Raw genomic sequence first — 25,742 nt, 5'->3', positions numbered from 1 at the left:
CGATGTGCGGCATCGTCGGCCTTCTCGATCGCACCGGCGCACGCCCGGACCCCGCGCTGATCCGCCGGATGGCGGAGAGCGTCCGCCACCGCGGCCCGGACGACGACGGCTTCTTCGCCGAGGACGGCATCGCGCTGGGCTTCCGCCGCCTGTCGATCGTCGACCTCGCCCACGGGCAGCAGCCGATGTTCGCCGGCGACGGCCGGGCGGTCGCGGTCTGCAACGGCGAGATCTACAATTTTCGCGAGCTGCGGGCGGATCTCGAATCCGCCGGCCACCGCTTCGTCACGCAATGCGACACCGAGGTGGTGCCGGCGCTGCTCATCGCCCACGGCCCGGACTTCCCGCGCCGGGTCAACGGCCAGTTCGCCTTCGCGGCCTACGACCGCACCACCCGGCGGCTGGTGCTCGGGCGCGACCATGTCGGCATCGCGCCGCTGTTCTACGCCGAGATCGGCGGCGCGCTGCTCTTCGCCTCCGAGATCCGGGCGCTGCTCTGCCATCCCGGCCTGTCCCGGGCGGTCGACCTCACGGCCCTCGACCAGATCCTCACCTTCCCGGGTCTGGTGAGCCCGCGCACCATCCTGGCCGGCGTCAGGAGCCTGCCGCCGGGCCACGTGCTGATCGCCGATCCGGGCCGGCCGCTGCGGGTCGAGCCGTACTGGGACCTCGACTTTCCCCGCGCCGAGGACATCGCCCCCGCCCGCCGCCTGGAGGACCATGTCGACGAACTCGACGCCGCCCTGCGCCAAGCGGTGCGCCGCCGCCTCCAGGCCGACGTGCCGGTCGCCGCCTATCTCAGCGGCGGCCTCGACAGCTCGCTCATCGCCGCCATCGCGGCCGACCTCGAGCCGGGGGCGCCTCGCCACACCTTCTCGATCACCTTCCCGGACCGGGCGATCGACGAGCGCGAGCCGCAGCGCCTGATGGCGCGCCGCCTCGGGACGATCCACCACGAGCGCGAGATCGACCCCGCCCGCCTCGCCGCCGGCCTCGACCGGATCGTCCACTGCGCCGAGGCGCCGTTGCGCGAATCCTACAACGTCTGCTCCCTCGCGCTCTCCGGCATGGTGCGGGAGGAGGGCCTGAAGGTCGTGCTGACCGGCGAGGGCGCGGACGAATTGTTCGGCGGCTATGTCGGCTACCGCCTCGACCTGGAGCGGGACGCAGAGGACGATTCGGGCGACCTCGACGCCCTGATCGAGGCGGAGCTGCGCGGGCGGCTGTGGGGCGATTCGCGCTTCCTCTACGAGAAGAGCTACTCGGAGAGCCGCGAGATCCGCCGCGAACTCTACGCGCCCGCCCTGGCGGAAGCCTTCGACGGGTTCGACTGCCTGGAGCAGCCCCTGGTCGACCGCGCGCGGATCGAGGGGCGCCACCCGTTCCACATCCGCTCCTATCTCGACTTCAAGCTGCGGATGGCCGACCACCTGCTCGCCGATCACGGCGACCGGGTCTCCTTCGCCAACTCGGTCGAGGCGCGCTACCCCTTCCTCGACCTCGACGTCATCGACGTCGCCCGGCGCATCCCGCCGCAGCTGATGGTGCAGCGGGGGGAGGAGAAATTCGTCCTCAAGGCGCTGGCCCGGCGCTACCTGCCGGCGGCGATCGTCGAGCGGCGCAAGTTCAGCTTCGTCGCCCAGAGCAGCGCCACCCTGCTGCGTGCCGGCCTGCCCCGAATCCACGACCTCCTCGACGAGGCCCGCGTCGCCGCCGACGGCTACTTCAACGCCGGGGCGGTGGCGCATCTCAAGGCCCGCTTCCTCGCCGGGGCCGAGATCAACCAGACCTTCGAGGACGACGTCCTGATGGTGGTCCTCACCTTCGGCATCCTTCGCGAACATTTCGATCTTCCGAGGCTCTCGTGACCGTCCCCCACGCCCAGGTTCCTTACGCCAAGGTCCCTCACGTCATGCAGCGCGGCTCCTTCGTCGATCAGTTCGAGCTTCAGGCGTCGCTCCGGCCCGGGGCCGCGGCCCTGTCCTGGAACGGCGGCTGGACCCGCTACGACGAGCTCGACCGCGGCGCCGAGCGGCTGGCCCGCCGCCTCGCCGCGAGCGGCCTCGGCCGCGGCGCCGTCGCCGGCCTGTTCCTGGAAGCGGGCGCCGATTACGTCCAGGCGCTGCTGGGTGTCGGCAAGGCGGGGGCCGCCTTCCTGCCGCTGCCGCCGGACCTGCCGCCGCGGCGGCTGCGCACCTGCCTCGCCAAGGCCGCCTGCCGGGTCGTCGTGACGGACCGGGCCCACCGCCCCGCCCTGGAGGCGGCGCTCGCCGGCGCCGACCCGGTCGAGGTGATCGGGATCGAGGATCTGCCGGCGCTCGACGCGATGCCGCCGGTTGCCCGCCGCATCGGCCCGGCCGATCCCTGCTCCGTGATGTTCACCTCCGGCTCGACCGGCGAGCCGAAGGCGATCCTCGGGCCCCATCGCAGCCTCGCGCATTTCCTGCGCTGGGAGACCGGGGAATTCGCCCTCGATTCGACCACCCGCGGCTCCTGGCTCGCCCCGATCACCTTCGACGTCAGCCTGCGCGACATCCTAGTCCCGCTGATGGTCGGCGGCACGCTCTGCATTCCCGACCCCGAGACCCGCATGGTGCCGCGCCGGCTGGTCGACTGGCTCGCCCGGGAGGCGGTCACCCTGGTCCATTGCGTGCCCACAGTCCTGCGCCTGATCACCCGCGAGCTGGCCGATCGCGGCGGAACCCGCGCCTTCCCGGCCCTGCGCCACCTCCTGGTCGCCGGCGAGCCGCTCATCGGCGCCGATGTGCTGGCCTGGCGCGAGGCAGCCGGGGAGGGAGCCGAGGTCGTCAACCTCTACGGCCCCTCGGAGACGACCCTCGCCAAGGTCTTCTCCCGCGTCGGTCCGATCACGGATCCGCGCCGGGTGCTGCCGATCGGCCGGCCCCTGCCCGATACCAGCATCCTGGTGCTCGCCAACGGCCGCGCTTGCGCGCCCCAGCAGATCGGCGAGATCCACATCAGGACTGCCTATCCGTCGCTCGGCTATCTCGGCGACCCGGAGGCGACGCGGGCCGCCTTCGTGCCGAATCCCCTCGGGGACGATCCGGCCGACCTGATCTACCGCACCGGCGATATGGGCCGCCTCCTGCCGGACGGCACGGTGGAATGCCTCGGGCGCCAGGACAACCAGGTCAAGATCGGCGGCGTGCGCATCGAGCTCGGCGAGGTCGAGGCCGGCTTGCGCGAGGTGCCGGGTGTCGGCAAGGCGGCGGCCGCCGTGCACACGGGCGCCGGCGACCTGCCGGTGCTCGTCGGCTACGTCGTCCCGGCCGAAGCCGGGACGGTGCTCGACCTGGAGGCGATCCGCCTCGCCCTCGCCGAGACGCTGCCGGCGGCGACCCGGCCGCGTGTGCTGGTGCCGCTCAAGGACCTACCCACCACCGTGAGCGGCAAGCTCAACCGCCGCGCCCTGCCGCGGCCGGAGGAGCTGTTCTACGCCCAGCATTCCTACGTCGCTCCCGAGGGCGAGACCGAGGAGGGGCTGGCGGCGATCTGGCGCGAGATCTTCGGCTTATCGCAGGTCGGGGCCGAGACCGGCTTCCACGAATTCGGCGGCGACAGCCTGCGGGCGATCCGGGCGGTGCAGCGGATCTACCAGGCCTTTTCGGTCGAGGTCAGCCTGAAGGACTTCTTCGCCGCCCAGACGATCCGGGCGCTCGGCCGGCTGATCGCGGCGGCGCGGCCGGAAGGAGAGGCGATCCCCCTCGCGCCGGAGGCCGCGAGCTATCCGGTCAGCCCGGTGCAAGGACGGCTGTGGCGCCTCGACCGGCTCGGCGTGGCGCCGACCGCCTACAACCTCGGCGAGGCGCTGGAACTGCGCGGGCCCCTCGATCCAGATGCCCTGGAGGCGGCCTTCCGCGACCTCGTCGCCCGGCACGAGGCCCTGCGCACCACCTTCGACGAGGAACCTGACGGGACCGCCCGCCAGATCGTGCATCCGGTGCCACACTGGATCCTGGAGCGGCGCGACCTGCGGGACGCCCCGGATTCCGCGGCGGATTCCCTCGCCGCCGGGGAGGCCGGCCACCGTTTCGATCTGCGAAGCGGGCCCTTGATGCGGGTCGTCCTCGCCCGCCTGCCCGACGCGGACGGAGCGGAGCGCCACCTCCTCCTGTTCACCATCCACCACATCGTCGCCGATGTCTGGTCCCTCGGCGTGCTGGTGCGCGACCTCGCCGCGTCTTACGCCGCGCGCCGGCAGGGGAGGGCACCCGACCTCGCGCCGCTGCCGCTCCAGCTGCGCGACGCCACGACCTGGCAGGCCGCGCGCCTCGCGGACGGGCAGCTCGAGGCCGACCGCGCCTATTGGCGCGAGCGTTTCGCCGAGCCCGTGGCGCCCCTCGCCCTGCCGACCGACCGGCCGCGCCCGCCGGTCCAGACCTTCGCCGGTACGACGCAGCGCTTTTCCCTGCCGGTCGCGCTGTCGCGCGGCCTCGACGACCTCGCCCGGCGCCAGGGCAGCACCCGCGCCGCGCTCCTGATCGCCCTGACCAAGGCGCTCCTGCACCGCTATAGCGGCCAGACCGACCTCGTGGTCGGCAGCCCGGTCGCCGGCCGCACCCATCCGGCTTTGGCCGACCAGATCGGCTATTACGTCGACACCCTGGCGCTACGCGACAGGGTGTCGCCCGAAAACTCCTTCGCCGACCTCTTAGGCCAGGTCACCGCGACCTTGCGCGACGGCCTCGCCCACCAGGCCTACCCGTTCGATGCCCTGGTGCAGGATCTCGCCCAGGACCTCGCGCTCGAACGCGACATGAGCCGCTCGGCCCTTTTCGACGTGATGGTGGTGCCGCAGGGCTTCACCGACACCGACCTCTCCCTGGACGGCGTGTCGGTCGTCCCGTTCGGCCGGCAGAACGCCTGGACCTTCAGCCGCTTCGACCTCGTCTTCCACGTCCAGGAGGAGGAGGGCGCTCTCCTCCTCGACCTCAACTACAACACCGACCTGTTCGATGCCGACCGCATCGCCCGCATGGGTGGGCATTTCGGCGAGCTCGCCCGGGCCGCGATCGAGGATGCGGACTGGCCGCTCGGTCGGCTGAACCTGCTCTCGCCCGAGGAGGCCGCGACGGTGGCGGCCTTCGCGCAGGGCCCACGCGACCCGCGCCCGGCCACCACCATCGTGGCGGCCTTCGCCGAGGCGGTGCGCCTGCACCCCGACCGGCCGGCGCTGATCGACGCCGAGGGGCGGAGCACGAGCTACCGCGCCCTCGGCCAGGCCGCCGACCGGCTCGGCCGGCACCTCGTCGCGGCCCACGGCCTCGCTCCCGGCGACCGGGTGGCGGTGCTGGCCGAGCGCAGCGCCGAATCCGTCCTCGCGCTCCTCGCGGTGATGACGGCCGGCGGCGTCTACGTGCCGGTCGATCCGGCCTATCCGGAATCCCGCGTGCGCGAGATGCTGGAGCGGGCCGGGTGCCGGCTCGTCCTGCAGGACCGCGCCGATCCGGCCGCCGCCGCGCTCGCCGGCGGGCGCCCGGTCGAGGCGGTGGCGCCCTGGCTCGTCGGAGACGACGGGACGGCCGAGCCCCTCGACGCGAGCCGGCCGCAAGATCCTGCCCCCGAAGATCCGGCCTACGTCATCTTCACCTCCGGCTCGACGGGCACGCCGAAGGCGGTCGTCGTCGCCCATGCGGGCTTCGTGACGATGGCGCGGGCGCAAGTCGCCGCCTTCGGCATCGGGCCGCAGGACCGCGTCCTGCAATTCGCCTCGCCGTCCTTCGACGCCTCGCTCGCCAACATCTTTATGGCGCTCCTCGCCGGGGCGGCGCTCGTGCTGCCGACGCGCGCGGCGATCGAGGAGACGGGGGCGTTGCGCGCGCTGATGCGCCGGCTCTCCGTCAGCGTCGTCACCCTGCCGCCGACCTACCTGCGCGCCCTGGAGCGGGCCGCGCTGCCGGGCCTGCGGGTCCTCATCACCGCCGGCGAGGCGGCGCCGGTGGCCGATCTCTGCCACTATGCCGGCCATCTCGCCGCCTTCAACGCCTATGGGCCGACCGAGGCCTCGGTCTGCGCGACGATCCACCGGGTGGGTGCGGCGGAGGCCGGCCGGGCCCGGCTGCCGATCGGCCGGCCGCTGCCGAACACCACCGCCCACATCCTCGATGCCGCCCTGGCGCCGGTGCCGGTGGGCGTGCCGGGCGAACTCCATCTCGGCGGCGGCGGCCTCGCCATCGGCTACCAGGGCGACCCGGAGCGCACGGCCGAGCTTTTCATCACCCATCCGGAGACCGGCGAGCGGCTCTACCGCACCGGCGACCGCGCCGCCTGGAACGCGGACGGCACGATCGACTGCCTCGGCCGCAGCGACGAGCAGGTGAAGGTCTCGGGCCACCGCATCGAGATCGGCGAGGTCGAGGCGGCTTTGCGCCGGGTGCCGGGCCTGCGCGACGCGCTCGTCACCCCGGTCGCGCGTCCGGAGGGATCGACGGCGCTCGCCGCCTATTACTGCGCCGACGCGCCGGTCGAGCTGTGGCCCTCGGTGGCCGAGTTCTACGTCTACGACGACGTCGCCTATGGCAGCATGGCGGCCGACGAGGGCCGCAACCAGCGCTACCGCGAGGCCTTCGCCCGCCACCTGCCGGGCAAGACCGTGATCGATATCGGCACCGGCCCGGTGGTGATCCTGGCCCGGCTCGCGATCGAGGCCGGGGCGCGCAAGGTCTACGCCGTCGACCGCCTGGAGGCGACCGCCCGCAAGGCGCGGGAGACCGTGGCGCGGCTCGGCCTGTCGGACCGGATCGAGGTCATCCACGGCGACGCGCTCACCCTGGCGCTGCCGGAACCCGTCGATGCCTGCATCTCGGAGATCGTCGGGGCGATCGGCGGCGCCGAGGGCGCGGCGCGGATCATCAACGGCGCCCGCCGCTTCCTCAAGGATCCGGCGGCGATGCTGCCGCGCTTCAGCGACACCTGCATCGCCGCCCTGTCGCTGCCGCGCGACCGCCTCGCCCCCGGATTCAGCGACGTCGCGGCGCATTACGTGGAAAAGATCTTCGCCGAGGTCGGCCAGCCCTTCGACCTGCGCCTGTGCCTGAAGAACCTGCCGCGGGAGGCGATCGTCTCCGACGACGGGGTGTTCGAGTACCTCGATTACACGAGGGAGGTGCCGCTGGAGGAACGCCACGACGTCGCCCTCACGGTGACGCGCGACTGCGACCTCACCGGCTTCCTGGTCTGGCTGCGGCTCGGCGTCGACGCGGACGCGGTGGTCGACATCCTCGACAATCCCGGCAGCTGGCTGCCCGTCTATCTCCCCGTCTTCGACCTGCCGGTGGCGGTGCGGGAAGGCGACCGGATCGCGATGTCGATCGACCGGCGACTGTGCGGCAACGGCCTCAACGCCGATTTCGCCCTCGACGGACGCGTCGTGCGGGAATGCGGCGAGGCGGTTCCGTTCCGCTACCTCAGCGCGCATTTCGGCGGCGGCTTCCGGCAGACGCCGTTCTATGACGGGCTCTTTTCCGGCGATGGCATCCCGCGCTTCGAGACCCCCTCGCCGGTGGCGTTGCGCCGGCACCTGCTGACGGTGCTGCCGGCCTACGCGGTGCCGGCCTTCCTGGTGCCGCTGGAGCGGATGCCCGTCACCCTCAACGGCAAGGTCGACCGCGCGGCGCTGCCGGCCCCGGGGATGGTCGCGCCGGCGGAAGGCCGCGCGCCGCAGACGGCCCTCGAATCCCTGGTCCTGCGGGTCTGGGGCGAGGTGATGGAGCGCCGGGACATCGGCGTCCAGGACGACTTCTTCGGCCTCGGCGGCGATTCGATCCGCGCCATCCAGATCGTGTCGCGCCTGCGGCAGGAGGGCTGGCGGAGCGAGATCCGCGACGTGTTCCAGAACCCGACCGCCGAGCAGTTCGCCGCGGTGCTGCGCCCGGTCGTGGTCCGGGCCGATCAGGGGCCGGTGGTCGGCGCGGTGCCGCTGACCCCGATCCAGCGCTGGTTCCTGGAGACGTCCGAGCGCCCGCGCCACTTCAACCAGGCGGTGGTGCTGCGCGCCGACCACATCGACCCGGCGGCGATGGGAATCGCCCTGGCGGAGGTCTGGCGCCACCACGACGCCCTGCGGGCCCGCTTCACCAAGGAGGCGGAGGGCTGGCGCCAGGTCTTCCGGGCACCCGGGGATCCGCCCCGCCTCGCCGAGCTGCCCGCACATGACAGGGAGGCGCTTGGTGGCGAGGCCGCCTTCGCGGCGGCGGCCTCCAGGCTCCAGGCCGGGTTCGACCTCGACGGGACGCCGCTCCTCGCCGCCCTCCTCGACCGCACCGGCGCGCGCCACCGCCTGCTCCTCGTCGCCCATCACCTCGTCGTCGACGCGGTCTCGTGGGGCATCCTCCTGGAGGATCTCGAATCGGCCTACGAGGCGGCGCTTTCCGGCGCCGCGCCGCGCCTGCCAGAGAAGACCCATTCCTATCGCGACCACGCCGCGGCCCTGGCGACGATCGCGGACACCATCGACTGGACGAGCCGCCTGCGCACCTGGCGCCAGGTCGCGCCCGATTCCGCCTCGGAAGCGCCCCCGGCCCGGGTTGGCGACGCGCTCTCGGTGCGGGCGCGGCTGCCGCGGGACCTGACCGCCGCGCTCGTGGCCGAGGCGAACCGGGCCTACGGCACCGGCCCGGAGGACCTGCTGCTCGCCGCCCTCGCGGTCGCGCTGGAGCGGCATTCCGGCACCCGCCGCACCCTGGTGACGCTGGAGGGCCACGGGCGCGAGTACCGCCCGGCGGACCTGCTCGGTGAGAGCGCCCCGGCCACCGGCCGGACGGTCGGCTGGTTCACGATGTTCCACCCGCTGGAGCTGCACGCCTGCGCCGACCTCGCCGACACGATCCGCACCGCCAAGGACGGGCGCCGGCGCGTGCCCGACCACGGCTTCACCTGGCTCCCGATGCAGGCGCTGCCCGACGCGCCGCGGCTGCGGCCGGGCGTGAGCTTCAACTATCTCGGGCAGATGGGGGCGGAGGCGCGGCGCGGCGGCCGGTTCGCGGTCGACTGGGACGCCCCCGGCGGCGCCCTCGACCCCGAGGCCGTGCGGCCCCACCACACCGACGTGCTGTGCCTGGTGGTCGACGGCGAGATGGAGGTCGGCCTCGATCTCGACGGCGCCCGGACCTCCCGCGAGGAGGCGCAGGCGCTGCTGTCCGCCTACCGGGACGCGATCGAGGCGGTGGTCGCCCATTGCCTCTCGCGGGGGGAGGCGGAGGTGACGCCCTCCGACCTGACCTTCGAGGGGCTGTCCCTCGACGATCTCGACCGGCTGCTCGCCGAATGAAGGTGCTCGACCTCTTCCGCCGGGAGGCGGGCGTCGACGGTCCGCGCTTCCTGGTGCTGGCGGCGCTCTCGGGCCTGTCCAATGCGGGCGTGCTCGCCATCATCAACGTCGCGGCCGCCAACGTCCAGAACCAGGCCGACAACTTCCGCAACCTGGTCCTGTTCGGCCTCGCCATCGCGATCTTCGTCGTCACCCAGCGCACGCTGATGGTCGAGGTCTGCGACAAGGTCGAGCGGCTGATCGACCGGATGCGCACGCGCCTCGTCGAGCGCGCCCGGCGGGCCGAATACCTCGACCTCGACGAGGTCGGCCGGTCCGAGATCTATGCCTGCCTCACCCGCGAGACGCAGATCCTGTCGCAGGCGGCGCCCAACGTCGTCATCGCGGTCCAGTCGGCTATCCTGGTCGGGTTCACGCTCGTCTACATGGCGGCCCTGTCGCAGACCGCCTTCCTGCTCTCGTCCGGCTTCACGCTGCTCGGCGCGATGATCCACCTCTCGCGCAGCGGCGAGGTGAAGCGCCAGCTGCGCGCCGCCTTCGAGCGCGAGAACGACCTGATCGAGGGCCTGAGCGACATGCTCGACGGCTTCAAGGAAGTGAAGATGAGCACGGAGCGCTCCGACGCCATCGCGGCCCGGATCGCCCGCATCTCGGCCGAGGTGACGCGGATGCGGATCGGCACCCAGACCGCCTACGCCACCGACTTCGTGACCTCGCAGGTGACGTTCTTCATCCTCACCGGGATCATGGTGTTCGTGGTGCCGAACGTCAGCCAGGCCCATGTCGAGGTGGTGGTGATGACCACGACCGCGAGCCTGTTCCTGATCGGCCCGGTCTCGAACGTGGTCGGCAGCCTGCCGATCTTCGCCAACGCCAACGCGGCCGCCGAGAACATCACCCGGATGGAGGCGCGGCTCGGCGAGGCCGGGGCCGGGCCCGCGCCGGTGGCCGGGCGCTTCGCCGGGTTCCGCCGCATCGTCCTCGATGGGGCGACCTTCTCCCACCACGCCGCCGGGGGCGAGAGCGGCTTCCGGGTCGGGCCGGTCGACCTCACGGTCGAGCGCGGCGTCACCCTGTTCCTCACCGGCGGCAACGGCTCGGGCAAGACCACCTTCATCCGCATGCTGATCGGCCTCTACCCGGCGAGCAGCGGCGTCATCCGGGTCGACGGCACCCCCGTCACCGCCGCCACCCTGGCCGATTACCGCAACCTGTTCTCGGTCATCTTCTCGGACAACCACCTCTTCTCCGAGCTCTACGGCATCCAGGAGATCGATGCTGCGCTTGCCGACGAATTGTTCGCACTTCTCGAAATGCAGCACAAGTCGAAGTTGGAGAATGGACGCTTCACCGTCACGAAGTTGTCGGGTGGACAGCGCAAACGCCTGGCGCTGATCGGGTCTCTCCTGGAGAAACGCCCGATCTGCGTGTTCGACGAATGGGCTGCCGACCAGGATCCGCATTTTCGCGAGAAATTCTACCGCGTCGTCTTGCCATTCCTCAAGGGTCGTGGAATAACCGTGATCGCAATCACGCATGACGACGCGTATTTCGACTTGGCAGATATCCATGTCGACATGAAGAATGGCCGGCTTGACGTGGTCAGGACTGCTTCGGTGATGGCGGAGTAGTCGTGCGGGGCGATTCGGAGAAAAGAAATAGCTCAGGTCCCCCCTCTCCCGAGTGGGAGAGGGGCCGGGGGTGAGGGTGACACGCTTCAGTGTGAAACGCTGAGCGTGGTGCTGGCAGCGGAACGGTTCAGCCTTCTTGCGGCACCGTCTCCACCCTCACCCCTACCCCTCTCCCACACGGGAGAGGGGATCCCGCGCCTCACTCCAAAGAGGTTCTCTCTGGAGAGCCCCCGCTTGCCGGAAAGCGTGCAGTTTTCTCTGCGGGACGCCGGAGCACCGGCTTCCCGCAACGCCCGTGACTCCCGGCCAGGCGCCGGAGCCGGGCGCTCGATCGATAGCGTGACGGAACGTGCGGGGGCACAGAATGTCGGCTCGGCAGGCGGTCAGGTTCCAGGGGGGCAGGTCTCCCCGCGGCAAATTCGTGTGCGCGGCACGGCTGGGGATGGCGGCGGCCCTGTGGCCCGCCGGCGCGGCCCTGTCGCCCGGGAGGGCGCTCGCCGCCGACATCGCCCAGATCAACATCGCCCAGGTCGACATCGCCAAGGTCGGCGGCGTGGTGCAGGGGCTCCTCGACGCCACGCTCTCGCAGGGCCAGCCCCAGGGCATCGCCGTCGGGGTGAGCCTCGCCGGCGGCAGCCAGGCCTGGACCGGCGCGGCCGGCTTCGCCGACGCCGCCCGCACCCAGCCGCTCACCGCCGACATGCAGTTCCGCATCGGCAGCGCCTCGAAGTCGTTCACCGGCACCGTGGTGCTGGGCCAGGTCGACCAGGGCGTCGTCGGGCTCAACGACCCGATCAACAAGTGGGTCGGCGACCTCGCCATCCCGGGCGGCAACACGATCACGGTGCGCAACCTGCTCGGCATGACGAGCGGCATCCCGGACTACCTGATAGGCCCGTCGCGCAACAAGCCGGGCCTCAACGTGCTGCAGGAATGGGCCAACTTCACCAGCCCGGCCGGTCCCTACGGCAGCGCGGCCTACACGCCCGAGCAGCTGGTGGCCGCCGCCACCCAGCTGACGCCGAAGCCGATCGGCCAGATGAACTACTCCAACACCAACTTCGTGGTGCTCGGCCTGATCGCGCAACGCGCCTCCTGCCTCACCCCGACCGGGTGCCGGAGCATCGAGACGCTGATCGACGGCATGGTGGGCGGGATCGGCCTGTCGAAGACCACCTTCCCGACCGGCACCGGCTACACGGCGCGCTTCCCGCAGACCGTGCAGAACGTGTTCGCCGACACGACCACCTACAACGTGCCCTACGGCAGCCGCTTCGACATGACCTACGTCGACCCGCGGGTGCCGTGGTCGGCCGGCGCGGTCCTCTCCTCCCCGGCGGACGAGCTGCGCTGGGTGCGCCAGCTCGCCACCAACAATCTCGGCCTGCTCGCACCCGCCACGCAGGCGCAGCGGGTCGGGGACACGACCTACGGCAGCGTCGCGGGCATTCCGGCCCATTACGGGCTCGCGATCTACAGCATGCCGAGCGTCGGCACCGGCGCCTGGCTCCTGGGCCATAGCGGCCTGATCGGCGGCGACACCGCGTCCCTGTTCTACAACCGGGACCTCGACGCGGCCTACGCGATCAACTTCGTCGGCTACCAGAGCCTGGCGCAGCCGTGGTTCCCGCTCTACGGCGCCACCGCCGCCTTCGGCCCCTACGTCTACCCGAACGCCAACAAGCAGGCCGGCGACTTCTCCTCGGTGGTGGTCCTCTGGGCCCTCGACCGTAACGTCACCCTGGCGCTGACGACGCAGGGCTCGTGCAGCTTCGGCGCCGCGCCCACGGGTGGGGTCTGCTCCGGCGACAACGTCCGCACGACACCCCTCGACGTCGCCGGCACCGGCCTGACGATCCAGCCCTCGAACCGCCTCATCGGCGGCGTCGTCATCGGGGCGAACAACACCACGGCGCCGACGGCCTTCGTGCGGCCGAGCCTCGCCACCTTCGGCAGCGACATCGCCGCGGTGGCGCTCAAGGGCTCGGCGAACCTGACGCTGCAGCAGGGAGCCGGGCTCGAGATCTGGGGCGCCCGCTCGGCCGGCGTGGCGATGACCGGCGTGGGCAACCGCGCCGAGATCGCCGGCACCGTCGCCACCCTCGGCAGCTCCTCCGTCGGGGTGCGGATCGAGGGCAGCCTCAACACCCTCGACATCCGGCCGACCGGCACGGTCAACGGCGCCAACGGCCCGGCGATCACGCTCGCGGGCACCGGCAACCAGGCCCTCGTCGCCGGCACCGTGACGACGATCGGCACGGTGCTGAACGACGGCACGACCATCGACAAGGTCGCGATCCGCGGCAGCGGATTCGCCAACCGGGTCGAGGTCCAGCCCGGCGGGACCGTGAGCGGCGACATCGTCATGGGGGGAGCGGCCAACGCCGTGCGGGTCGACGGCACCGTCGTCGGCAGCGTCGGGATGGCCGGCACCGCCATGACCCTGAGCGGCACCGGCCGCGTGGTCGGCAGGGTCGGCGGCGGCGGCACGGTGATGCCGGGCAACAGCATCGGCCCCCTGTCGGTCGGATCGTATCTCGGCCAGGACACCGCCCTGGTGATCGAGACCGCCGCCGACGGGCGCAGCGACCGGCTCGCCGTCGCAGGGGCGGCGAACCTCGCCGGCGGCACCCTCCAGGTCGTGCCGGTGCGCGGGTTCGGCGGGATCCATACCGCCGTGACGGCCGGCGCGGTCCAGGGCGGCTTCGACGCGGTGACGACCGGAAGCCGGACCGGGGCCGGCGTGCGGTACTCGCCCGTCGCGGTCGAGGTCGCGACCGCCAACCCGTTCCAGACCGACGCCGCCGCCCGCACGGGTGCGGCCGACTCCTTGCGCACCCTCGACCTGCTCGAGCGCCGCGCGAACGCCTTCCGCACCGACAGCGCCTTCGGCCCGCCTGCCGGCGCGGGGGCGATCGGCACGCCGGCCTCGCCCGAATCCGGGGGCAGCGAATCGCTGAAGACCTGGCTGTCGCAGCGCGGCCCCCTGGCGGCGGGGTCGCGGGCGACGGGCGCGGCTGTCTGGGCCTCGGCCTACGGCCATGTGTCCCGCTTCAATGCCGACGGGCCGGTCCCGGGAATCGCGAGCAGCGGCGGCGGGGTGATGGTCGGGGCCGATGCGGAGCTCGCCCCGCACCTCATCGCCGGCGTGATGGGGGCGTTCAGCCGCAATGCCGCCCAGGCCTCGCCCGGCGGCTACGCCTCCAGGCTCGATACCGATGCCTACAAGCTCGCTGCCTACGGCGCGGTCGAGGTCGGGCCGGCGGTGATCAGCGCCTTCGGCCTCGCCGGGCGCGGCGACCTCGCGAGCCTGCGGCCGACGGCCTTCGCGGGCATGGCGGGTTTCGCCCGCGGGCGCCTCGACGACACCCGCTTCGCCGGCCGCCTGAGCGCCCTGACGACGCTCCAGGCCGGCGAAGTCCGCCTGATGCCCCGGGCAGCGGTCACGCTGCTCAGGGTCGAGCAGAGCCCCTATACCGAGCAGGGCCTGCCGGCGTCCTACGCCTCGACGATCGGCCGCACCCGCTTTGCCCTCGCCCGGCCCGAGCTGAGCCTCGCCCTCGGCCGCACCGTCGCTGTGTCCCTCGGCGGCTGGTCGGGCCTGCTCGATGCCGAGATCCGCGCCGGGATCGGCCGCGACCTCGTGCTCGAGGCGCCCGACGCCCAGGTGCGGATCCCGGGCTTCACCCCGCTGGCGGTCCGGGGCTTCGCCCGCGACGCCTTCGTGGTGCCGGTCGGCGCCCGGGCCGAGCTGCAGGTCGCGGACGCGCTCGCGGTCTTCGCCGATTACGAGGGCGCATTCTCGCGGCTCGGCACCGACAACACCGTGCTGGGGGGCCTGCGGTGGCGGTTCTGAGCGCCACCGCGGGGCGGCGCTCCGGTGGGGGTCCGGTCAGGCGGCGTGCCGGGCCCGGCGGGCAAGGGGCGCGAGGCGGTCGTAGACCGCCGCGCGAAATTCCTCTGCCGCGTCGCGCAGGAAGAAGTGGCCGCCCGCGATCGTGGTGCAGTCGAAGCCGGCCGAGGTCGCGCGGGCCCAGCCGGCGATGTCGGCCGGCGAGACCAGGGCGTCCCGGCTTCCGGCGAAGGCGGCGACCGGGCAGGGCAGCCGCTGGCCGGCGCCGTCGAGCGGCGTCTCGGCCAGGGCGAAATCCGCCCGCAGGGGCGCCTCGAACAGGGCGCGGAATTCCGGGTTGTCGAGGATCGCCGCGGGCGTGCCCTCGTAGCGGGCGAGCCGGTCCCAGAACTCCGCGGAGGGCAGGGTGTGGAGCGCCGGGCCGCGGGCCGGCAGGTCCGGGGCGCGGTGGGCCGCCACCATCACGAGCCGGGGCGGGGGCAGGCCAGCCCGCGCCAGCGCCTGCGTCAGGCAGAACGCGACCCGGGCGCCGACCGAGTAGCCGAGCAGGGCGTAGGGCTGGTCCAGCACCGGCGCCAGCGCCTCCGTCAGGGCGTCGACGAGGGTCGGCATCGCGGCGATCGCGGCCTCGGCCATCCGGTTCTCCCGGCCGGGCAGCTGCACCGGGAGCACGTCGAGCCAGTCCGGGGCGTGCCGGCGCAGGGGCGCGAAGACCGAGGCGCCGCCGCCCGCATAGGGCAGGCAGATCAACCGCAGGTCGCACGAGGTCGCGCCGTTCGCGTGCGGCAGCCAGCGCCGGGTGCCGGCGGTCACCGCAGTGGTGCCACGGACGGGGACAGTGTTCATGTGAGCCTCGCGAGGATGAGGCGGCGTCGAAGGCCGCGAATCCGATCGGACGATGCCGGAAATGCTCCGATCGTATAGGATGTCCGAGACCGGCTTCGCAACGATTTTCTAGGAAAATTCATCGAGGCGCGCGCTTGGCGAGCGTCTATCAAATGCCGTTGCAGTCAGATGTCTTGGATTTTCGAAGAAAAATCCGGATATCGGGCGACAATCAAGTAGACTTCGACGCAGGGCCGTGCGATGACGACGCGGCGAAGGACGGCGGCGGGCAACGAGGCGGGCCGCCCGGCGCCGTGCCGCCTCGGGGCATTCTCCGACGACGTGGATGCCGGTTCGTCGCTGAAGGAATGCGGCACGATCAGACCACCGTGATCAGGGACCCGGATCAGTGTCCGATCGCGAAAACGATCGGGCGATGCTTCGGATGCAGCTTCGGAGAGAGGGCGACATGGCTTCAGAGACGACGAGCGAACTGGCGAAGACGGTCGACGCGGCGCTGCCGACGAGCCGCCGCGAGCAGGTCGACCAGATCATCCGCAAGTACACGTTGTGGTCGGCCGGGCTCGGCCTGATCCCGCTGCCGGTGCTCGACGTGGCGGCCGTCGCCACGGCGCAGTACAAGATGGTCGGCGAGCTGGCCAAGCTCTACGACCTGCCGTTCTCGCAGGAGCGGGTGCGGGTCCTGGTCGGCTCGCTGCTCGGCAGCGGCCTGCCGGCGGTCCTGGCCGGCGGCGGCATCGGCAGCCTGGCCAAGTCGATCCCGCTCGTCGGTACCCTGGCCGGCGCCGCCGTGATGCCGGCCCTCTCCGCCGCGGCGACGATCGCCCTGGCGCGGGTCTTCGTCCAGCACTTCGAGGCCGGCGGCACCCTGCTCGACTTCGAGCCGGAGACGATGAAGAGCTACTTCAAGACCGAGTTCGAGCGGGCCCAGAACAAGGCGGGCGCCGCCACGGCGACCCCGCCCGAGCCGGTCCGGCCCGAGAGCCCGAAGAACCGGACCCCGCTCCAGACCGGCACGGTCTGATCCGGGCGGGAGATCCTCGCGCAGGGACGCCATGACGTGACATCCCGGGCGGGAGCGGCGGCGCACCGCCCTCGCCCGGGCTCGAGGCCGGGGCGGGCCGCGCCCCCGGCCGTTTCCGGTCCGCGGCGCGAGGCTCATCGATGTCGGCCGTCGTCTATCTCGTCCTCTGCATCCTGGTGGCCTGCTTCGGCATCGGCTACCGCGGCGGCTTCCTGTTGTACTTCATCCTGTCGCTGGCCCTGACGCCCCTGGTCGGGCTCCTGGTGCTGGTCATCGTGAGTTCGAACGACGGCGGGGAACAGGGCAGGATGCGGCGCTGACCGGGATGACGATCGAGGTGTGTGCGGGAGCGGGAAGGGCGTGATCCGGTGAGTATCGAGAGGGGAGAGGCGGAGCCGCGGCGGCGCCGGCGATTCCGGTTGCCGCGTCGCCGGGACGTGCTGCTCGGCCTGCTCGTCGTCCTGATCTGCGCGGTGTTCCTGGCGCCCTACGTCATCGTGACGGTTCCGGCCGGCTCGGCCGGCGTGATCTGGCACCGGTTCTTCGGCGGGACCGACACGAAGAAGGTCCTGCCCGAGGGCGTCGCGCTGGTCTGGCCCTGGGACAAGGTCTACCTCTACGACACCCGCCTGCAATCCCACAGCATCGACATCGTCGCGCTCACCCATGACGGCCTCAACGTCACCATCGCGCTCACCTTCCGGTGGTTCGTCGACAGGAACAACCTCGGCTATCTGCACAAGCTGATCGGCCCGGACTACCTGAAGCTGCTGCTGATCCCGGAGGTCAACGCCTCGACCCGGCGGGAATTCGGCAAGTTCCTGACCACCGACTACTACAATGCCGGCCGCGAGGTGATGGCCCGGGAGGTGTTCACCGGGGTGGTCGATCCGGGCCGGGCGAACTTCATCTACGCGCGCACCGAGCGCGACCTCGACCGGGAGCTCGAGCAGAAAAGGCCGCTGGCCGAGGCGGAGATCCGCGACCGCCTGATCGAGATGACCGACGTCCTGGTCCGGGACATCGTCCTGCCGCCGCGCATCGTCGGGGCGATCCAGTCGAAGATCGAGCAGGAGCAGCTCGTCAAGGAGATGCGGTTCCGCGTCGAGCGCGAGCAGTACGAGAGCGAGCGCAAGGTCGTCGAGGCCAAGGGCATCAAGCAGTTCCAGGAGATCGTGCAGTCGGGGATCTCGGAGCCCTACCTGAAGTGGCGCGGCATCGAGGCGACTGTGATGCTGGCGACCTCGCCGAACGCCAAGACCGTGGTGATCGGCGGCAATGGCGGTCTGCCGCTGATCCTGAACACCGGCGACGCGGCGACGCCGCCAAGCTCTCCCTTGTCTAACTCTCCCTTGCCTGGCTCCACCCCGCCCGCGCCCGGCCCGCAGGCGCGTGCCCCGCAAGGACCGGCCGCCGCCGCGAGCGACGCCCCGCCGCTCGACGGGGCGAATGCCTACGAGGGCAGCGTCGACGTCTCGCGGCCGGACCTGAGGAGCCAGCAGCCCAGCCCCTACAGCCTCGGGGCGCCGCTGCCGGCGCCGAAAGGCGCCTGGTCGCACGACCTGACCCTCGGCCTACGGGCGATTCCGCCCACCGATCCGGACGCGCCCGCGCTCCGGCAGAGCGGTCCGCAGGCCGTCCCGGCCCCGGTCTCCGCCGGCGGGATCCCGCTCCTGTCCTCGCCGGCCGGCGCCGGCGGCGGCGGGACGTTCTGGACCCGGATGCGGGACCTCCTGAGCTACACCGGCTGGTTCGGGGGACCGGGCGAGGCGAAGGGCGAGGTCCCGAACCGCTGACCCGCGTGAGGCCGAGAGGGGGCGCCAGAGCATGGCCCGATCACGTTGCCACACAGGACACGACACGGACACAAGGCCGAGGTTCGATACGACGAGGACTCTGAACGGCCGAGATCCATTGGAGACATTCCGTTTCCGCTTCTCCCCCTTTCCCGGACGACTGGAGCGTCAGCGGAAGAAGATCCGGGATTCAGCACAGGACGTGCCGCGAAGCGGCTCCGAATGTTGCACCGTTGCAGACACAAAGACGCTTCGCGAATTTTTGATCTGGATCCAGGATCTCCTTCCACTTCGTTGCAGTCGTGCAGGCCCGTTCCGGGCCCGGAAAGGGGGGAGCGGACAGGAATCAGCTGACGAGGAATCTCAGCCGTACCGAACCTTGGCGACATGCCAGGGAAGTGTACCGTGACGTTGCCATCGGGCAGTGCTCTCGGTCTTTGATTTTGCCGCATAACTTCGACGAACCGGCTTCCGCTTCGTCGGACCATGCTCTTGCGAGACAATCCACGATGATCGCGCGCGAGACCGTCAAGGACATCTATCCCCTGACGCCGTTCCAGGAGGGCCTGGTGTTCCACGACGCGCTGGAGCGGGAGGCCGGCGGGGAGGGCCCGCGCGCCTATCTCCAGCAGCTCGCCTTCACGGTGCGGGGACCCCTCGACCTCGCGGCCTTCGGGCAAGCCTGGCAGCACCTCGTCGACCGGCACGACATCCTGCGCACGGTCTTCCGGCCGACCGGCGCCGCGCGGCCGCTGCAGATCGTCCTCAAGCAGCGCCGCCTCGTGCCCGACGTGATCGACGCCCGCGCGGACGGGCCGGAGGCGGCCCGCCGCGCCGCCGATCTCTACGCCGAGACGCAAGCTCGGCACCCGTTCGACATCCGCCGCGACATGCTGCTCCGGCTCGGCCTGGTCCGGATCGCCGAGGGCGAGACGCGGGTGGTGCTCGGGTTCCACCACCTCCTGATGGACGGCTGGTGCATCGGCCTGCTCCAGGACGATCTCGGCCGGGCCTACCGGGCGCTGGCGGCCGGCACGGCGCCGCACCTGCCCCCGGCGATCCCGTTCGGCCGCTTCGTCAAGGCGGCGGATGCGCGGCGCAATCCCGAGGCCCTGGCCTTCTGGCGCGGCTACCTCGCGGGCTACGACACCCCCCTCGACCTGCCCGGCCGCCGCACCGGCGAGAACTCGGGCGAGACCTTGGGCGGGGACGGGCGCGATCCCCGCACCCTGGAGATCTCGCTCGGGCCCGACCTCTCGGGCCGCCTCGCCGCCCGGGCAGCGGCGCTCGGCGTCACCGCCGGCACGATGTTCCAGACCCTCTGGGGCGTCCTGCTCGCCAAGGTCGAGGGCCGGCGCGACGTGGTGTTCGGCGCCGTCGCCTCGACGCGGATGCCCGACCTGCCGGGAAGCGAGGCGATCCTCGGGCCGTGCATCGGCATGCTGCCGGTGCGGGTCCGCTTCTCGGGGAAGGAGAGCGTCGCCGACCTCCTGCGCGCCGCCCAGCGTGAGAGCGTCGAGCGGCTCGCCCGGGTGCATTGCCCGCTCGCCGAGATCCAGGGGGTCAGCGCGCCCCGCGCCGGCCTGATCGGCCACTACTTCGTCTACGAGAACTACCCCCTCGACGACGGCTTCAAGGGCGAGGCCCAGCTGCTGGCGCCCGGCGTCACGATCCACGACGTGCGGCCGTTCCAGACCAACAGCTACGATTTCGGCGTGCTCGCCCTGCCCGGTGCCGAGACGCGGCTGGCCTTCGGCTTCAACGCGGCCCGGGTCGATCCCGCGGCGGTGGCGCGGCTCGGCCGCTGGTTCGCGCTCCTCGCCGCCCAGGTCGCGGCGGCGCCCGACACCGCCGTCGAGGCCCTGACGCTCCTCGACGCCGAGGAGGCGGCGCGGGTCGCGACCTGGGGCCGCGGCGCCCCCGTCCCGCCGGCCGCGCCGGTCGCCGCCACCTGGCCCGCCCTCGCCCGCTCCCGCGCCGATGCCCCCGCCCTGCGGGTCGGTGATCGCACCGTCACCTACGCGGCGCTCGCCGAACGGGCCGCCCGGCTGGCGGGCTGGCTCCACCGCGCGGCCGCCGTCGCGCCGGGCGAGCCGGTGATGCTGCTCGCCGAGGCCGACGACCGGATGGTCGTGGCGATGATGGCCTGCCTGCTCCTCGGCTGCCCCTTCGTGCCGGTCGAGCCCGACCACCCGGCCGCCCGCATCGCCCATATCGCGCAGGATTGCGGCGCCCGCCTGGCGCTGACGAACCGCGACCCGGACCGGTTCCCGAACCTCGCCGTCCCGGTGACGGCCCTGGCGCAGGCCGAGCGCGAGGCCGAGCGCGAGGCCGAGCGCGAGGCCGACTTGGCCCCCGGGCCGGTCCCCGAGGCGGGTGCCGACCCGACCGCCTACATCATCTACACCTCCGGCACGACCGGCCGGCCCAAGGGGGTGCGGGTCGGGCAGCGGGCGCTCGCCAATTACGCGCGCTGGTTCGACACCCTGCCGGGAACCGGCGCGGCCTTGCGCACGATGCTGGTCACCTCGCCGGCCTTCGACCTCGGCTATACCGGCCTGTTCGGCGCCCTCCTCGGCGGCGGCTCCGTCTCGCTCCTCGGCGAGGACGAGCGGCGCGATCCCGGCCTCGTCCTCGACCGCTTGGCGGCGCATGGGATCACGGTCCTCAAGGCGACGCCGTCCTATCTCGGCCTCATCCTCGCGGTGCCCGACGGCGCGGCGCGGCTCGCCGCGGCGCCCCTGCGCCTCCTGCTGCTTGGCGGCGAGCCGCAGAATTTCGCCCTGCTCCAGCGGCTGCGGGCCCTGTGCCCCTCGCTCCGGCTGTTCAACCATTACGGCCCGACCGAGACCACGATCGGCTGCGCCGCCGGCCCGCTCGACGACCTGGCCGAGGCCGGCGCGGGGCCGCAGCGGATCGGCCGGCCGATCGCCGGCGCCCGGCTCCTCGTGACCGACGACACCTTGCGGCCGGTGCCGGCCGGGCTCGTCGGCGAATTGCTGGTCGGCGGCGAGGGCGTGGCGCAGGGCTACGTGAACGCCGCGCCGACGGACGCCGCCCGCTTCACGGTGCTGCCGGGGGAGGGAGACCTGCGGGTCTACCGCACCGGCGACCGGGTCCGCTGGCTTCCCGACGGCTGCCTCGAATTCCTCGGCCGGACCGACGACCAGGTCAAGGTGCGCGGCCACCGGGTGTCGCTGAAAGAGGTCGAGGCCGCCCTACGCAGCCTCGACGGGGTGAGCGAGGCCGCCGTGCTCGCCGAGACCCGGGCCGGCGGATCGGAGCTCGTCGCCTACCTCGTCCCGGCCGAGGGCGCGGTCCTGGCGCCTTCGGCCTTGCGCGCCGCGCTGACCCAGCTCCTGCCGTCCGCGATGCTGCCGGCCCGGTTCGTCCCGGTCTCGCGCTTCCCCCTCACGCCCAACGGCAAGCTCGACCGCGCGGCGCTCCAGCAGCACCACCGGCCCGCGCCCGCCGCCCCGGCCGGGCCCGTGCCCGCCACCGCGACCGAGGCGCTCTTGCGGGCGATCTGGCAGGAGGTGCTCTTCCTCGAAGCGGTCGGCCTCGACGACGATTTCTTCGCCCTCGGCGGCCACAGCCTGAAGGCGATCCTGATCGCCGCCAAGGTGCAGGCCGCGACCGGCCGGCCGCTGCCCCTGCGCAGCCTGTTCGACCACCCGACGATCCGCGGGCTCGTGGCCCATCTGGAGGCCGGGACCCCGTCGCCGGACGGGCTGGTCCCCTTGCGGCGCGGGGCGCCGGGGGCGGCGGTCGCGGGCTTCCTGCCCCCGGCGCTCGGTACCGCGACGGTCTACCGCGAGGTGGTCGAGCCCCTGCGCACCGACTTGGCCTGCCTCGGCCTCCAGGCGCCGGGCTTCGACCGCGACGCGCCCTTCGCCGGGAGCCTGGCGGAGTACGGCCGCCTCTTCGCCGCGATGCTGCGGCCGCGTCTCGACGCGCGGCCGGTGACGCTCGTCGGCTGGTCGTTCGGGGCCGTGCTCGCCCTGGCGACCGGGCTGCAACTCGAATCCGAGGGGCAGGCGGTCGCGCTGGTCCTCCTCGACGGCGCGCCGCCGCGGCTGGATCGCGGCCCCGACGCGGCGGTCCCGTCGACCGACTTCGCCTCCCTGCGGACCCGGCCCTACTGGGGCCGCGTGCTCGCCGCGCTGGACGCGCTGCCGCCGGCCGACCTCGCCCGCATCGAGCGGCTGGCCCAGCACCACCACGGCCTCGCCCGCCGGGACGACCTCCACGGCGTCCTGGATGGGCCGATCACCTGCATCGAGGCGACCGGCGGAGCGGGACGGCCCGGGATGGCGGGCTTCCGCCGGTTCACCCGCGGCCGCTTCGTGCTGCACGAGGTCGGCGGGGATCATTACTCGATGTTCCATCCGCCGCATCTGGCGCGGGTGCAGGCGCTGCTCGATGAGTGCTTGGGAGCTTGAGGGCGAACGCCGATAGCTTGACCGTGCGAAGGAGTGCTGTGGGAGGAACGCGGCGGTTCGCTCAAAGGTTACGGACATAAAATAACATTTATCAATTGACTTGAGCGTTCGATCTTGTGTCTTGATGGTATGCTGCAAACACAAGATCGATGGCCGCACGGCAATGGCGAAATAGCCGCTCTCATCCGCTCTTTCGACTGGGCATCGACTCCTCTGGGGCCGATCACGCGGTGGCCGCAGAGCTTGAAGACCATCGTCGACCTGATGCTCCGTTCGCCCAGTATGATGAGCCTCGTCTGGGGGGACGAGGCGATCCACCTCTACAACGATCGCTTCACGGACCTGCTCAGGGAGCATCGCGTTCGCGCATTGGGGCGGTCGGTCCATGAGACGTTCGCCCGCTCGCGCGACGTGTTCGCTGACGATCTCGCAGCCGGCATGGCCGGAGGAGCGGTGCGGCTCATCGGACAGCGGTACCCCGTCCTGCGGAATGGTCGCCTGGAAGACGCTTGGTTCGATGTCGACTACGTTCCGGTCCACGACGAGACCGGGCGGGTGGCCGGCGTTCTCTGGACGCTCAAGGAGACGACGGCACAGCATTTGGCGGAGCAAGCCCTTCGGGCGAGCGCAGCACGGCACCGCCTCCTGATCGAGAGCTGGACGCAGGCGGTGTGGGAGACGGATGCCGCCGGCAGCGTCGTCGCCGACAGTCCGAGCTGGCGCGCCTATACCGGCCAGACCGTGGAGGAGTGGCTCGGCTACGGGTGGCTGGACGCGATCCATTCCGACGACCGGGTCTATGCCGAGCGGCAATGGCGAGAGGCGATCGCCGCGCGCGGGCAGGTGAACGCCGAGTTCCGCCTTCGCGCGCCCGCCGGCGGTTGGCGTTGGACCAACGTCCGCGCGGCTCCCGTCCTTGATGCAGGCGGCGCCATCGAGAAATGGATCGGGGTGAACATCGACATCGACGAGCGCAAGCGCGCCGAGGCGGCGTTGCGCGAGAGCGAGGAGCGCTTCCGGCAGTTTGCCAAGGCGTCCGCCGCGGGCCTCTGGATCAGCGCCGCAGATACGTTCGCGATGGAATTCGCGAGCCCCGCCCTCGCGACAATCTACGGCGTGAACAAGGATGCCTTGCTCGGCGACGTGACACGCTGGGCCGCGATGATCGTGCCCGAGGACCGCGACGTCGCCCTGCGCCATCTGGAGGCGGCCCGCGCCGGCGAGGTGTCCGTTCATGAGTTCCGTATCCAGCGGCCCTCGGACGGCGCCTTCCGCTGGATCAGGAACACCGATTTCCCGCTGCGCGACAATGGTCACATCCCGCGCATCGGCGGCATCGCCGAGGACGTGACCGAGGCCAAGCTCGCGGCCGAGCATGCATCCGTCCTGCTGGCCGAACTCCAGCACCGGGTGCGCAACATCATGGCGATGATCCGCTCGGTGACGCGGCGCACCGGCGAGCTGGCCGCCAGCGTGCCGGACTACGCCGAGTTGCTGATGGGCCGCCTGCTCGCCCTTGCACGGGTGCAGGCGCTGCTCACCCGCGCCGCGAACGTCAGCGTCGGGATCGCCAGCATCGTGCACGACGAGGTGAGCGTCCAGGCGCAGCATGAGGGGCAGTACGACCTCGACGGGCCGGAGGTCGCGCTCTCGCCCAAGGCCGCGGAGGTCTTGACGCTCGCCGTGCACGAACTGGCGACCAATGCCTTGAAATACGGCGCCCTGTCTGTCGCGGACGGCAAGGTCATGGTCCGATGGGCCATTGTCGAGAAGCGCAGCAGCCCTTGGCTCGTCTTCGACTGGACGGAGGCCGGTGTCCCCGGGCACCCGCAGCCGATCCAGGATGCGCCCCGTCGGCGGGGCTTCGGCAGCGAGCTGATCGAGGCGCGTGTCCCTTACGAGCTGCGCGGGCTTGGCAAGGTCACGATCGAGCCTGGTGGCGCCCACTGTCATTTGGAGTTTCCCCTCGGGGAGGGCGCCAGCATCCTGGAGACGGGTGCGCCGCAGCGCATGACGGTCTTCGGGGGAGCGCTCGATATGACGGGTGGACCGGATCTCACGGGTCGCCGTGTCCTGGTGGTGGAAGACGACTTCTACCTCGCGACCGACGCCGCCCGGGCGCTCGAGGGCGCGGGCGCGGAGATCATCGGCCCGTGTGCGAATGAGGAGGATGCGCGAGCAGAGCTGGACGAGCGGCAGCCCGACGCTGTCGTGGTCGACATCAACCTCGGTCCGGGTCCATCGTTCAAGCTGGCCGAGACGCTGAAGGACCGCGGCATCCCGTTCGTGTTCACCACCGGGTACGATGCCGAGGTGATCCCGGCCGAGTTCGCGGGCGTCGAACGGTTGGAGAAGCCTTTTCCGCTTCGACAGATCGTCGGTGCGGTCGCGAAGCTAACGGCGGCGGGATAACCTGAAAGCGGTCGCTAGAGCATTTTCCGACGAAGTGGACACCGGTTCGTCGAAGACAATGCGGCGAAATCAAAAGCCTAGAGAGCTTCGCGATTGCAAGGCGATCGTGAAGTGCTCTAGGAGGGTTCGAGAGGGTCCGCAAGCAGCCTCTCGCATGGCCAAGCCGGCAGGGCTTTGATCCTGGCGTTCCCGGAAAGACGCGGCGTGCGTCGACCCTGCGGACGAACACCGAACAAGCGCACGACATAGGCCAATGCGCGGGCCCACTCACCCCGACATCCCCACCCGCTCCGTCAGACACCGCCGATACAGCGTACTACGGCTGATCCCGAGGCTGCGCGCCGCGCGGCTGACATTGCCGCCATGCGCCGCCAGGGCCGCCCGCATTGCTTCGTGCGCCAGGGCGTCGAGGCGGCCGGCGGGGGCAGGCGTCGGCAAGGGGGCCGAAT

Annotated in this window: 11 protein-coding genes; 9 read left to right on the top strand and 2 right to left on the bottom strand. The window is 71.9% G+C overall.

Going from position 1 to position 25,742, the window contains the following annotated elements; translation table 11 throughout:
- The first annotated feature begins 2 nt into the window (after positions 1–2).
- The 4 genes from asnB to ABZT49_RS17600 all read left to right on the top strand — a co-directional run bounded on the left by asnB (position 3) and on the right by ABZT49_RS17600 (position 14,776).
- Entirely contained in the window at positions 3–1,868 is a 1,866-nt protein-coding gene (gene asnB / locus ABZT49_RS17615; RefSeq protein ID WP_355287564.1) for an asparagine synthase (glutamine-hydrolyzing), read from the top strand.
- Positions 1,865–9,289: an amino acid adenylation domain-containing protein gene (locus tag ABZT49_RS17610; protein ID WP_355287562.1), complete on the top strand. Its 7,425-nt coding sequence runs from the start codon at positions 1,865–1,867 to the stop codon at positions 9,287–9,289. The genes asnB and ABZT49_RS17610 overlap by 4 nt, the downstream gene beginning before the upstream one ends.
- The gene (locus ABZT49_RS17605) at positions 9,286–10,920 is read left to right on the top strand and encodes a cyclic peptide export ABC transporter (RefSeq protein WP_355287560.1); all 1,635 of its coding nucleotides are present in this window, start codon (positions 9,286–9,288) and stop codon (positions 10,918–10,920) included. The genes ABZT49_RS17610 and ABZT49_RS17605 overlap by 4 nt, the downstream gene beginning before the upstream one ends.
- A gap of 442 nt (positions 10,921–11,362) precedes the next feature.
- Positions 11,363–14,776 carry a serine hydrolase gene (locus tag ABZT49_RS17600; RefSeq protein WP_355287558.1) on the top strand — a complete coding sequence of 1,138 codons (3,414 nt, stop codon included), beginning with the start codon at positions 11,363–11,365 and terminating at the stop codon, positions 14,774–14,776.
- Between the two features lie 36 nt (positions 14,777–14,812).
- Here the strand turns inward: ABZT49_RS17600 and ABZT49_RS17595 are convergent, their stop codons facing one another.
- Positions 14,813–15,619, bottom strand: coding sequence for a thioesterase domain-containing protein (locus ABZT49_RS17595; protein WP_355287556.1), 807 nt, complete (start codon positions 15,617–15,619; stop codon positions 14,813–14,815).
- Between the two features lie 448 nt (positions 15,620–16,067).
- On the opposite strand from ABZT49_RS17595, the gene ABZT49_RS17590 reads away from it, so the two are divergent.
- The 5 genes from ABZT49_RS17590 (at position 16,068) to ABZT49_RS17570 (ending at position 25,293) form a co-directional block, all read left to right on the top strand.
- Positions 16,068–16,643 carry a YcjF family protein gene (locus ABZT49_RS17590; protein ID WP_355287554.1) on the top strand — a complete coding sequence of 192 codons (576 nt, stop codon included), beginning with the start codon at positions 16,068–16,070 and terminating at the stop codon, positions 16,641–16,643.
- Positions 16,644–16,783: 140 nt separating this feature from the next.
- Positions 16,784–16,963: a hypothetical protein gene (locus ABZT49_RS17585; protein ID WP_355287553.1), complete on the top strand. Its 180-nt coding sequence runs from the start codon at positions 16,784–16,786 to the stop codon at positions 16,961–16,963.
- 99 nt (positions 16,964–17,062) lie between these two features.
- The gene (locus ABZT49_RS17580) at positions 17,063–18,439 is read left to right on the top strand and encodes a prohibitin family protein (RefSeq protein ID WP_355287551.1); all 1,377 of its coding nucleotides are present in this window, start codon (positions 17,063–17,065) and stop codon (positions 18,437–18,439) included.
- A gap of 509 nt (positions 18,440–18,948) precedes the next feature.
- The gene (locus ABZT49_RS17575) at positions 18,949–22,881 is read left to right on the top strand and encodes an amino acid adenylation domain-containing protein (RefSeq protein ID WP_355287549.1); all 3,933 of its coding nucleotides are present in this window, start codon (positions 18,949–18,951) and stop codon (positions 22,879–22,881) included.
- A gap of 243 nt (positions 22,882–23,124) precedes the next feature.
- On the top strand, positions 23,125–25,293 hold the full coding sequence (locus ABZT49_RS17570) for a PAS domain S-box protein (RefSeq protein ID WP_355287547.1): 2,169 nt from the start codon (positions 23,125–23,127) through the stop codon (positions 25,291–25,293).
- Positions 25,294–25,560: 267 nt separating this feature from the next.
- On the opposite strand, the gene ABZT49_RS17565 is transcribed toward ABZT49_RS17570, so the two are convergent.
- Positions 25,561–25,742 (bottom strand): helix-turn-helix domain-containing protein (locus ABZT49_RS17565; RefSeq protein ID WP_355287545.1); only part of this gene is annotated, 182 nt, incomplete at its 5' end.

Source organism: Methylobacterium sp. EM32, from assembly GCF_040593685.1.
GTDB lineage: Bacteria > Pseudomonadota > Alphaproteobacteria > Rhizobiales > Beijerinckiaceae > Methylobacterium.
This window is presented reverse-complemented; position numbering and strand designations above follow the sequence as displayed.